This is a genomic window from Acinetobacter sp. AS5 (assembly GCF_048957595.1).
Taxonomy (GTDB): Bacteria; Pseudomonadota; Gammaproteobacteria; order Pseudomonadales; family Moraxellaceae; genus Acinetobacter.
Genome location: NZ_JARDAL010000039.1, coordinates 1 through 12,247, shown reverse-complemented (window position 1 = coordinate 12,247; position 12,247 = coordinate 1). Strand labels below are relative to the sequence as shown.

General features: G+C 43.4%; 11 protein-coding genes. 6 read left to right on the top strand and 5 right to left on the bottom strand.

The window, feature by feature from the left end:
* Positions 1-35: 35 nt before the first annotated feature.
* The 4 genes from PV763_RS12670 (at position 36) to pcaD (ending at position 3,561) form a co-directional block, all read left to right on the top strand.
* Positions 36-707: a 3-oxoacid CoA-transferase subunit A gene (locus tag PV763_RS12670; protein WP_004731110.1), complete on the top strand. Its 672-nt coding sequence runs from the start codon at positions 36-38 to the stop codon at positions 705-707.
* A 19-nt stretch (positions 708-726) separates the two neighbouring features.
* On the top strand, positions 727-1,383 hold the full coding sequence (locus tag PV763_RS12665; RefSeq protein WP_420937972.1) for a 3-oxoacid CoA-transferase subunit B: 657 nt from the start codon (positions 727-729) through the stop codon (positions 1,381-1,383).
* Positions 1,384-1,516: 133 nt separating this feature from the next.
* Positions 1,517-2,722, top strand: a complete 1,206-nt coding sequence (gene pcaF / locus PV763_RS12660) for a 3-oxoadipyl-CoA thiolase (protein WP_420937971.1) — start codon at positions 1,517-1,519, stop codon at positions 2,720-2,722.
* 59 nt (positions 2,723-2,781) lie between these two features.
* Positions 2,782-3,561 (top strand): 3-oxoadipate enol-lactonase, encoded by a 780-nt coding sequence (gene pcaD, locus PV763_RS12655; RefSeq protein ID WP_420937970.1) that lies wholly within the window; start codon positions 2,782-2,784, stop codon positions 3,559-3,561.
* Between the two features lie 64 nt (positions 3,562-3,625).
* Here the strand turns inward: pcaD and PV763_RS12650 are convergent, their stop codons facing one another.
* The 3 genes from PV763_RS12650 to PV763_RS12640 form a co-directional block, all read right to left on the bottom strand.
* Entirely contained in the window at positions 3,626-4,513 is an 888-nt protein-coding gene (locus PV763_RS12650; protein ID WP_253174739.1) for a DMT family transporter, read from the bottom strand.
* 194 nt (positions 4,514-4,707) lie between these two features.
* Positions 4,708-5,459 (bottom strand): IS5 family transposase gene (locus PV763_RS12645; RefSeq protein ID WP_370981754.1). Its coding sequence is split into 2 segments (ribosomal slippage): positions 4,708-5,225 and positions 5,225-5,459, totalling 753 coding nucleotides; the frame shifts between segments, so codons are not numbered across the junction.
* Positions 5,460-5,833: 374 nt separating this feature from the next.
* Entirely contained in the window at positions 5,834-6,280 is a 447-nt protein-coding gene (locus PV763_RS12640) for a GNAT family N-acetyltransferase (RefSeq protein WP_004731121.1), read from the bottom strand.
* Positions 6,281-6,686: 406 nt separating this feature from the next.
* Here PV763_RS12640 and PV763_RS12635 point away from each other — a divergent pair, with 406 nt between their 5' ends.
* On the top strand, positions 6,687-7,754 hold the full coding sequence (locus tag PV763_RS12635) for a zinc-binding metallopeptidase family protein (RefSeq protein WP_004731123.1): 1,068 nt from the start codon (positions 6,687-6,689) through the stop codon (positions 7,752-7,754).
* Positions 7,755-7,944: 190 nt separating this feature from the next.
* Here the strand turns inward: PV763_RS12635 and PV763_RS12630 are convergent, their stop codons facing one another.
* Together PV763_RS12630 and PV763_RS12625 are read right to left on the bottom strand one after the other, a co-directional pair.
* On the bottom strand, positions 7,945-9,114 hold the full coding sequence (locus PV763_RS12630; RefSeq protein WP_253114688.1) for a thiolase family protein: 1,170 nt from the start codon (positions 9,112-9,114) through the stop codon (positions 7,945-7,947).
* A gap of 83 nt (positions 9,115-9,197) precedes the next feature.
* Positions 9,198-10,979 carry an acyl-CoA dehydrogenase C-terminal domain-containing protein gene (locus PV763_RS12625; RefSeq protein WP_420937969.1) on the bottom strand — a complete coding sequence of 594 codons (1,782 nt, stop codon included), beginning with the start codon at positions 10,977-10,979 and terminating at the stop codon, positions 9,198-9,200.
* Positions 10,980-11,478: 499 nt separating this feature from the next.
* Between PV763_RS12625 and PV763_RS12620 the strand changes: the two genes are divergently transcribed.
* Positions 11,479-12,084 (top strand): TetR/AcrR family transcriptional regulator, encoded by a 606-nt coding sequence (locus tag PV763_RS12620; protein WP_004647055.1) that lies wholly within the window; start codon positions 11,479-11,481, stop codon positions 12,082-12,084.
* Positions 12,085-12,247 lie beyond the last annotated feature (163 nt).

Genomic DNA, 12,247 nt, shown 5'->3' with positions numbered 1-12,247 from the left:
ACATCCATCAGTTTAGGATATGTAAGGACCAGATTATGATAGATAAAAGTTCATTATCATTGAAAGAAGCACTCTCCCAGATCAAGGACGGTTCTACCATTATGATCGGTGGTTTCGGTACAGCGGGTCAGCCTGCTGAACTGATTGATGGTCTGATCGAATTGGGTATTAAAGACCTGATTATTGTCAACAATAATGCCGGTAATGGCGATTATGGTCTGGCGAAACTGCTTAAAGCGGGCGCTGTTCGCAAGATTATCTGTTCTTTCCCGCGTCAGTCTGATTCCTGGGTATTTGACGAATTATATCGTGCTGGAAAAATTGAGCTGGAACTGGTGCCACAAGGTAATCTGGCTTGCCGTATTCAGGCGGCGGGTATGGGCTTAGGTCCAATCTATACCCCTACCGGTTTTGGTACCTTGCTGGCTGAAGGCAAACCGACCATGAACTACGAAGGTAAAGACTACGTTTTAGAAAATCCAATTAAAGCTGACTTTGCTTTAATTAAAGCTTCTAAAGGCGATCGTTGGGGTAACCTGGTTTACCGTAAATCTGCGCGTAACTTCGGCCCGATTATGGCGATGGCAGCAGATGTGACCATTGCTCAGGTATCAGAAGTGGTTGAACTGGGTGCACTGGATCCAGAGCACATCATCACCCCGGGAATTTTTGTTCAACATGTTGTTCAAGTTAAACCTGCACAATAATTGGCATCGGAGATAAATAATGAGCTATAGCAAACTGACCCGTGACCAGATCGCTGAACGTGTGGCACAAGACATTCCTGATGGTGCCTATGTAAACCTCGGTATTGGTTTACCGACCAAGATTTCAAGCTACCTGCCAAGCGATAAAGACGTCTTCCTGCATTCTGAAAATGGCCTGTTGGCTTTCGGTCCTCCTCCTGCTGAAGAAGACCGCGATCCTGAGCTGATCAATGCCGGTAAAGAATTCGTGACCTTACTTGAAGGCGGTTCTTTCTTCCATCATGGTGATTCTTTCGCCATGATGCGTGGCGGTCATTTAGACATCGCCGTATTGGGTGCTTTCCAGGTCGCTGAAAATGGTGACTTGGCTAACTGGCATACTGGTGCTCCAGATGCAATTCCAGCAGTCGGCGGTGCAATGGATCTGGCTGTTGGCGCGAAAAAAGTCTTTATTACGACTGATCACGTGACCAAAAAAGGCGAGCCAAAGATTGTGGCTGAATTATCTTATCCGGCTACTGGCCTGAAATGTGTCGACCGTATTTATACCGACCTTTGCGTGATTGATGTCACCCCTGAAGGGATGAAAGTGATTGAGAAAGTTGAAGGTCTGTCATTTGAAAAATTGCAGTCAATGACCGGTGCCAAACTGATTGATGCGACTCAATCAAATTAAGGGGAAGTCCCTCCTTTATTAAAGGAGGGATTTAGGGAGGATTTGAGGAATAAAACTACTTCATTAAATCCCTCCCAACCTCCCTTTAAAAAGGGAGGAGTTTTCTTCTTTTAAATATGTGAGCAAATACACAATGAAAAACGCATATATTATCGATGCCATCCGTACCCCATTCGGTCGTTATGCCGGTGGCCTCGCGCCTGTCCGTGCTGATGACTTAGGTGCGCTGCCAATTAAAGCGTTGATGGAACGCAATCCAAGTGTGAACTGGGAACAGGTCGATGACGTGATCTATGGCTGTGCCAATCAGGCCGGTGAAGACAACCGTAACGTCGGTCGTATGTCTTCTCTGCTTGCAGGTTTGCCTTATCAGGTACCAGCGACGACCGTAAATCGCCTATGTGGTTCATCAATGGATGCCGTGGCGATGGCAGCACGTGCAATTAAAGCCGGTGAAGCTCATCTGATTATTGCCGGTGGTGTAGAAAGCATGTCGCGCGCGCCATTTGTCATGGGCAAGTCAGAAACGGCGTATGGCCGTAGCCAGAAGATTGAAGACACCACCATGGGCTGGCGTTTTATCAATCCGAAACTGAAAGAAATGTACGGCGTAGAAACCATGCCGCAAACGGCTGAAAATCTGGCGGAACAGTTCAACATCAACCGTGAAGACCAGGACAAGTTTGCCCTGACCAGCCAGCAACGTACTGCAGCAGCGCAGGCCAAAGGTTTCTATAAAAATGAAATCATTCCTGTGGTGATTCCGCAGCGTAAAGGCGAGCCGATCGTTGTGTATACTGATGAACATCCACGTGCATCTACCACTGCAGAAGCTCTGGCAAAACTGAAGCCTGTGGTGAAAGCAGAGGGGACGGTAACGGCGGGTAATGCTTCAGGGATTAACGATGGTGCAGCTGCCCTGTTGATCGCGTCTGATGAAGCAATTGCTCAACATGGCTTAAAACCACGTGCCAAAATTATTGGTTCAACCGTCGTTGGTGTTGAACCACGTATCATGGGCTTTGGTCCAGCACCTGCCATTAAGAAATTACTGGCGCAAACCGGTCTGACTTTAGAGCAGATGGATGTGATCGAGCTGAATGAAGCTTTTGCAGCACAAGCTTTGGCTTGTACTCGTGACCTTGGCATTGAAGATGGTTCAGAGAAAGTCAATCCGAATGGTGGTGCAATTGCTTTGGGCCATCCACTTGGTGCATCTGGCGCACGCTTAGTCACAACCGCACTCAACCAGCTGGAACAAACTGGCGGTAAATACGGTCTTTGTTCAATGTGTATTGGTGTCGGTCAAGGCATCGCTTTGATTATTGAACGCGTCTAACAACCTATTAAAAAGATAAACCTCCTCCCTTTTTTAAAGGGAGGTCGGGAGGGATTTCAATGCCAACATTTACATCCAACGATGCCCAGATCAATTACCAGACCTTTGGTGATGCCAGCAAACCTGCCCTGGTTTTTTCTAATTCATTGGGTACTAAATTCAGCATGTGGCAACCACAAATTGAATTTTTCCAGCAAGACTATTTTGTCATTTGCTATGACACTCGTGGTCATGGCGCTTCCTCTGCACCACAAGGTCCGTATAGCCTGGACCAGCTAGGACAGGATGTAGTGAATCTGCTGGATCACCTGAACATCCAGAAAGCCGCTTTCTGTGGTATCTCGATGGGCGGTTTAACCGGTCAATGGTTAGCGATTAACAAGCCTGAACGTTTTAGCCACGTGATTATTTGCAATACTGCTGCCAAGATTGGTCAGGAACAAGCCTGGCTGGAACGTGCCGCGTTGGTGCGTGAACAAGGTCTGGCACCGATTGCATCAACTGCAGCATCACGCTGGTTTACCGAACCCTTTATCCAAAGCACCGCAGCGACAGTTGCAGAACTTTCAAACGACCTTGGAGCTGGCAGCCCGGAAGGTTATGCAAGTTGTTGCGAAGCTTTGGCTAAGGCGGATTTACGCGAACAGATCAAAACCATTTCAGTGCCGGTACTGATTGTGGCCGGTCAGCAAGACCCCGTAACGACGGTTGCAGATGGTCAAGCCATGCAAGCTGAAATTGCACAAAGCCAGTTGTTTGAAATCAATGCCTTGCACATTTCCAACATCGAGCAACCTGAAGCATTTAATCAGGCAGTTCAGAAATTTATTGCCGCTTAAACAGATGCAAAGAAAAAGCCACTTTTTGAAGTGGCTTTTTTTATCTTCTCAATATTCGTTCAGATTAGGCCCAGATCACTAGAATCGCCGCAATCACTACCAAGCCTAGTCCCCAATGCTCCGCACGTGCCAGTTTATCTTTAAAGAAATATGCCGAAATCAGCATACTAAACAGAATCTCAATTTGTCCTAAGGTTTTCACGACCGGCACACTCATCATGCTCATGGCAGTAAACCAGCCGAGTGATGCCATAAAACTGCACACACTCACCTTAAAAGTTAAGCCCAGACGCTGCCACATGGCCACTAAAGTCTGGCGACTGAATAGGCTGAGGTAAAGCAGCATACTCAGGCACTGAAAACTGATCACCATTAACAGCACCCAGGCCGCACGATGCAAGGTTGGTAAAGTGGTTAATTCTAAACTGGCTTCGCGTACCAGTAGTGAGGTAATGGCAAAACTTAAACCGCTTCCGATGCCAATAGCCAGTGTTCTGGTTGAAAACCCGCTGACCTGTTGGCCTTTACTCAATAAAAATACCGCATATCCGCCCAGCGCCACACCAATCCAGGCCAAAAATGACAAATGATCTGCTAATAAGGTCACACCAATAATGGCGGCTAAAATGGCTTCACTTTTCGCCAGCCCCACCCCAACGGCATAATTTTTTTGCTTGAACAGTTGCACCATCAGTGCCGTAGCTAAAATCTGACTGCAACCCGCAATCACCACATAGACCCAGAACTTGGGCGTGAAGTGAATCACACTTTCAACTGGCTTGAAATAATACAGGCTGCTCAGGTAAAGCGCAGCGAATGGCAAACCGAAAATAAAGCGTGCCAGGGTGACTCCCCACACATCGACCGTGGTGCTGAGCTGTTTTTGAAAGGCGTTGCGCCAAGCCTGCATAAATGCAGCAATTAAAGTGAAAAAAATCCAGCTGAATGCCATCTACTGATCGCTATTACTACAAAAGTGAATTAATTCTATGTCTTAACAAAAGGACTGACTAATTAAAAATAGGATGCTGGCCAATAGCAGAAAGTTTGGCTTAATTTGGAAAGATTCCAGCTGAAAAAATGCAATGTGATCTGCCAGTCATTTTAAAACGTGAAAATGGTACTAATTTTGCTTAGGGTGTGTCCTCATTTGGCTTTGCACCAAATAAATATACAGGCTATACGAATCATAGATTTATAATTGCGTGCCAGTTTATCAAATCGAGTTGCAATAGCACGGAAATGTTTTAATCTCGCAAAAGCATTTTCAACTAAATGTCTTAATTTATATAGATATTTATCAAATTCCTTATTCGATCTCTTACTGTTTGATCTCAATGGAATAATGGGAATCATATTCTTGTTCTTGGCATATATTCTAATGTGCTCAGCATCATACCCCTTATCAGCAATGAGATAAGTTGCCTCGTCTACCGTATCAATCAGTTGTTTTGCAACTTGACTGTCGTGGACGTCACCCCCAGTGATTTTAAAATCAATCGGTAATCCATTCGCGTCGGTTGCAAGATGTATTTTTGTTGTTCGTCCACCACGTGATTGTCCAATTGCTCTTTCGAAACCATGCCGAGCTCCACTTGCATGTTGATGCACGCGTATGTAACTTCCGTCAATGAATACCCATTCTTGATCCAAGACGCCTCGTAATCTAAAAAAAATTTATCCCACAATCCCTTGCTTGCCCAACGATTAAAGCGATTGTAAGCAGTTTGCCAAGGACAAAATTCTTGGGGAATATCACGCCATGTGGCGCCTGTACGCAGTTTCCATAAGATCGCTTCCATGATATTTCTACTATTCTTTGAACAGTAACAACCGTGTAATCGCATAGTATCTTGAATTTGCTGCCAGATATCATCGGTGAGAAGAGTACGTGCCATTGAAAAAATATAGAAATCAAAAGAGCTTAAAGGAGGATTTTAAGTATTTAAAACCAATTTTTCAAATGAGGACACGCCCTAGTCAAACCTTCCTAGGCTGATGTGTACAGTGTGTATTTATTCTATATGTTTAAAGTATGTAATTAGACCTGAAGTGTAATTGAACTCTTTTCTACTTGGCTCCAATATGAAATGCAATAACAACAAGTATTCATCAGTGAAGACGAATACCCCTGTACCAGATCGCCGGATGCTATCTCAAGTAATGGCACATTGTTATAGGTGAAATCATCTATAAAACAGTCAGAAAATGACCATTTTTTTGGAAAATTTTGGAATATAAAATTGTGCCTAACAGTTTTTTTAATTTTCTTTTAAAAATCTGGATAATCCTTTCGCATCGGGATAAAACGGATTCCATGTTCTTCCGTGTATTTTCCCGTTTCCACAAAACCAAAGCGCTTGTAAATATCCAAGGCATAAAGACTGGATTTTACCGTAATAATTGAATGGCCTTGACGGCGGATCTCGCTTTCTAAAAAGTGCCACATTTGCCGGCGGCCATAACCCTGCCCCTGATAGACTTGGTTCAGGAAAAAATGCATGAAGTGTGCAGGTTCCATATAAGCCACGACGCCTATCACCTGATGATCGATTTCTGCCACAAAATAATGAATGTCCGGACGCTCGAAAATGGTCTGGATCATCTCAGGCTGAAAGCGCTGGCGACCTTCTTCCGAACTGATCACGGCATCGACAAAGGGTGCAATCACATCGACAATGGCACGAGTATCCTGAAGATTGGCTTTTCTAATTTTCATGTTTTTTTTAATTCCTCTTTATTAGCTTGCTCACATTAAAAATTTTTTATTCTTAAAAGTTAGCTGTTCTTGAATGGACTTCCCCCAAATTTAAAAACCGGTCGGAATATTTGGTAATATCCTTCAATACGCCTTGTCCGTGTTTTTAAGATGGCAACTCACTCTATTTAAAAATTTATTTATTTAAAAGCTTGTTTAACTATACTTTTTTATTAAAACAAAGATTCAATTGATGTTTCATTTAATATCAAGCAGCCTATATTTACAATTCATCCATATAGAATTTTCAATGAAATTTTTATGATGTTTCTTTATCAGGAAGAAATTTAGGTAGGCATTCTGAACCTTTTTTCGTGTTCATCATCGATAAACATTTTAGGTCGTTCGCTTCCCTACAGGGAGTTTAATGAAACATTTTGAATGTGCCGTCTGCAAGCAACAGCTGTTTTTTTACAAATCAGTTTGTGATCACTGTCTGTCACCGATCGGTTATATCGCTTCGGAAAAAGAGCTATGCGCATTCGAAAAACAGAGTGCTGAGCGATGGGTTCCAATCGCCAAAAACTACCAGCATGCCAGTTATAAACCCTGTCACAATTATGTAAATTATCAGGTATGCAACTGGATGATTCCCAGCGATGAAGATGAGGAATTTTGTGAATCCTGTCAGTTGACCCATGTCATTCCTGATTTGGAAAATTCCGAAAACCTGATTTACTGGTTTCGACTGGAAGAAGCCAAACGTCGATTTCTGTATTTGGCCCAGCGCATGAACATGATGCCACGCCCTAAAAAGTCTGAAGATGATCCATTTGGTCTGCGTTTTGATTTTCTCCTGCCCCAAGAAGATAAGCCTGTTTTAATTGGTCATGCCAATGGGGTCATTACCCTAAATGCAATTGAAGCCGATGTAGTTTATCGGGAAACTACACGTGTAAATATGGGTGAAAACTACCGGACTTTATTAGGTCATTTTCGCCATGAAAGCGGCCATTATTATTTTGCGCTCATGCAACATATGCATCCGGAATTGCTAGATGAATTCCGTCAGTATTTTGGCGATGAGCGGCAAGACTACAGCAAGGCACTTGAACGCCATTATAACGAAGGCGCACCAATCAACTGGCAGGAAAAGTATATCAGTGCTTATGCCACCGCCCATCCCTGGGAAGACTGGGCAGAAACCTGGGCACATTATCTGCATATGATGGAAACACTGGAAACTGCCTACTATGGTGGTATGCGTGTCGAAGGAAATGGCAGCTATCTGGCCAGTATGGATTTTAAAGAATGCCCGATTGGTGGACAGGATTTTGAACACATTCTAGAAAATTGGGTCACCTTGACCTTTAATCTGAATGCCTTAAACCGTTGTATGGGCCTGGAAGATGCCTACCCGTTCAAGCTGAGCGAAGCAGTAAAAGACAAGTTACGATTTATTCACCGGCATGTGCTAGAAAAAGTTTTTAAATAATTTAAAAAGTAATTTTTATAGTAAAAATATAGATGGAATCGGATCAGCAAAGTCTGAAAATATTGATTTTATTGTGTATTTTAAAAATTAATATGATTTAAAAAATCCCTGCTCCTGGCGAACCAAGAGCAGCAACTTTTGAATGAATCAGTATTTAGTTTGCTACCTGAATATACGATTTAAGATGGGCTTAAATTAGTTCCACAGCAATCGCAGTCGCTTCACCACCACCGATACATAAGGATGCAATCCCTTTCTTGCCGCCAGTACGTTTTAAGGCATGAATCAAGGTCACGATAATACGGGAACCAGAAGAACCCAATGGATGACCAAGTGCACAGGCACCGCCATTAATGTTCACTTTTGCTGGATCAAGTTTAAAGCCATCAATGGCTAACATGGTCACCATGGCGAACGCTTCGTTGATTTCCCAAAGGTCAACATCCTGAGCATCCCAACCGGTTTTTTTCAGGACTTTTTCAATCGCACCAACCGGTGCAATGGTAAATTCTGATGGATGCTGCGAATGGCTGGCATAGGCCAGAATATGAGCTAGCGGTTTTAAGTTACGCTGTGCAGCAATTTCGCTCGAGGTGATCACCAGTGCTGAAGCACCATCTGAAATTGAACTGGCATTTGCCGCAGTAATGGTTCCGTCTTTTTTGAACGCTGGACGCAGAGTTGGAATTTTGTCAGCCTTGGCATTTAAAGGCTGTTCATCCTGTTCCACCACCACATCGCCTTTACGGCTACTGACAGTGACCGGTACGATTTCATCTTTAAAGAAACCTTGCTGCACCGCCGTCACGGCTTTATTTAAGGAACCAATCGCATAGTCATCCTGCTGCTCACGGGTATAACCTTTTTTATCCGCCATTTCCTGGGCAAGAATTCCCATCGACAGACCTGTTTCAGCATCTTCCAGACCTTCCTGGAACATGTGATCAATGACTTTGCCATGTCCCATGCGGAAACCGGCACGTGCCTTGTCCATTAAATAGGGTGCGTTTGACATCGACTCCATCCCGCCAGCCACCACAATCTCTGCTGAACCGGCCTTGATCGCATCTGCTGCCTGCATCACGGCTTTCATGCCTGAACCACAAATTTTATTGATGGTGGTCGCACCAGTTGAATCCGGTAGACCTGCCTGACGCATGGCCTGACGTGCCGGACCCTGTTTTAAACCGGCTGGCAGTACGCAGCCCATGATCACTTCATCAATATCATTGGCCGCCAATCCTGCACGTGCCACCACTTCTTTAATTGCCACAGCACCCAAATCCGGCGCGGTACAGCTTGACAATGAACCTTGAAAACCGCCCATCGCGGTACGTACTGCATCTACAATTACGATCATTTTAGTTTCATCCTTTTTCATCATTGTTATCAACCCTACATAGCCAAAGCGCTGTAGGGCTGGTCCTTCGCAATCATTGCGGGTTAAGCCTGTGCGGTAAAATAGTCTTCAGGCAACTGCATCACCAGTTCCGCACCGGCTTGAATACGTTGGATTCGTGCACTCAAATCCGGAAGTATTTTGGCCACATAATAGTTGGCCAGTACCAGTTTGTTCTGGAAGTAACTATCGTCTTTGGCTGCGGCGGCTTTGCTAATCCGCGCATACATATAGACAAAGCTGAGCAGCCCAACCGCATGTAAATAATCGACAGCAATCGAATTAGCAAAATCAGGGTTCAGCTTAGACTGCTCGACGATGAATTTGGTGATATCTTCAAGTTGCTGGCAGGCTTCTAATGTCGCCGTTTTAATCGTCAATGAATCATCTAAATTTTGGGCAAATTCACGGATTTCAGCAATATATTCCGCGATATAAGCCCCATTACATTTGGTGGTTTTACGCCCAATCAGGTCAATCGCCTGCACGCCATTGGTGCCTTCATAAATCTGTGAAATACGCAGGTCACGAATACACTGTTCCATGCCCCATTCACGGATATAGCCATGACCACCGAAGCACATTTGCGCTTCCAGTGCAGAATCCAGTGCCTTGTCGGTCAAATAAGCTTTGGCGATTGGCGTTAACAGCGCCACACGGTCAGTCGCTTTACGCACCGCTTCAGGGTCGGTTGAGTATTTGGTAATATCCAGTTGTTGACCTACATACACCGCAAACGCACGTGAAGCTTCATTGTTAGCACGTACATTGAGCAGCATACGGCGTACATCGCCATGGACTAGAATTGAATCGGCTGGTTTTTCTGGAGATTTTGCACCAGTTGATGCACGGCCCTGTAAACGGTCCGTCGCATATTGTGCCGCATTCTGGTAGGCAAATTCTGCTGCACCAATGCCCTGAATTCCCATAGACAAACGTTCGTAGTTCATCATCACGAACATGCCGGCCAGACCTTCATTTTCATTGCCAACCATATAGCCCTTGGCGCCGTCAAAGTTCATGACGCAGGTCGCCGAGCCTTTAATTCCCATTTTATGTTCGATCGAACCGGCAGCTACTGTATTACGCTCACCCAGTGAACCATCGGCATTGATCAGGAATTTCGGCACAATAAATAATGAAATACCACGTGAACCTGCTGGTGCATTCGGAGTTTTTGCCAGCACCAGATGAATGATATTTTCACTCAGATCATGCTCACCGCTGGTAATAAAAATTTTGGTACCGGTAATATTGTACGAACCATCTTCATTCGGTTCAGCTTTGGTCTTGATAATGCCAAGATCTGTACCGGAATGTGGTTCGGTCAGACACATAGTGCCCGACCATTCACCCGTATAGAATTTTGGTAAATAGGTTTCTTTCTGTTCCTGTGAGGCATGGTCATTGATCGCCATACCTGCACCCACCGTTAATAGCGGGTAAAGCATGAAAGATGGATTGGTGCTCCAGATCATTTCATCGGCCAAAACCGTGAGCATCTTCGGCATGTTTTGCCCGCCCCATTCTTCAGGAGCACCCAGACCGACCCAGCCACCTTCGGCAAACTGTCTGAAAGCTTCTTTAAAACCTTTGGGTGTCGTCACCACACCATTGTTAAACTGAGCACCACCTTCTTCATCAGCAGGACGATTCAGATCAAGAATGACATTTTTTGAAAATTTTGCCATTTCTTCCAGAACCGCATTTGCAGTCGCCATATCTAAATGTGCAAGATTTTCATTACCTTGCCAAAATTGTTCCGCTTGGAATACATCATTTAAAATAAATTCCATGTCTTTTAGCGGCGCATTATAAATCGGCATTTTTAAATTCCTTAAAGGGTGATACTCAATCCTGTTGCTAAATATTTTCTAATTTTCATTAGAATACAAACAAGCCATTTTAAAATTGTGATATCCAATTCTTGCAGTATTAAATCTATATCTAGATTCATAAAGTTGCATTGAAAATCACGTCTTCATGTTCAGTATGAGTAACTGAATATACCAGCTTAATATTGATCTACTTTCCGTACTAAACCCGGATAAATATGGGCTTAAAACAGTCAAAGGATTTTGCTTGATGCGCTGAAACAATAAAATAATTATACTGAAAATGGAATTTTATTTAGCAAAGTTGATCTCTAGGGTTCAGTTTTCTTGACAATATTTCTGGCTGCTCAGCATCGCTATTTTTATTTGTCAGCAGTTGCTGCATAAATATACAAAATGAGATAAATATCACGACCTTAGTTTTATAGCCATCGCGTGCAAAATTGCATATTCTTGAAAGGTTCTTTTTCGAAAAGTATGGACCAAGAAGATGACGACTGTAAGACAGCAGAACTTCCTTCTTCGTAAAGAGAAGATCCTCAGCATGGCGGAAAGCCTGCTACTGGATAATAATCAGGACATTACCCTGAGTGAGCTGGCCAGTGAACTGGACATCGCAAAAGGAACCATCTACAAACATTTTAAAAGCAAGAACCAGTTATATTTAGAACTGATTATTCTGAATGAAAAAAGAATTCTAGAAATATCAAAAAAGCATAATAACGATATTAAAAGTTATGTTTCACAATATATGCTCTATCACATGCTCAATTCAAACCGAACCATCCTGTTGCATGTCATTGAAGAGCGTTTAACCAATAACGAAAAAAATCTGAAAGAGTTATTTCAGGAGCTTTATCGGATTCGTGAAGAACGGATTATCCGGATTAAAGACATCACCCATGATTATCTGGTGGCTTTAGAAAGTGCCATGTCGATTCGCGATTATTTGTCTTATATCTGGACAGTCACCTATGGCGCTTCGCTATTATTAAATTCGACCAATTACCAAAAAGCGATTGGTTCGCGCGAACGTCTGATTAAACTGTATATTAATCAAGCGCTGATGACGCCAGATAAAATCTCATCGGTATAATCACGATAATAAAAAAATGCCTGATTCGATCAGGCATTTTTTTATTTGGCTGTATAAGTTCATAAGATCACTTTCGCGATCTAACTGGCTTTGTTGCACAAACCTATCTGTAAAGGCTTTTTCAGCGATATAATTTTCAAATGAAGAAGCCTACACACAAAAT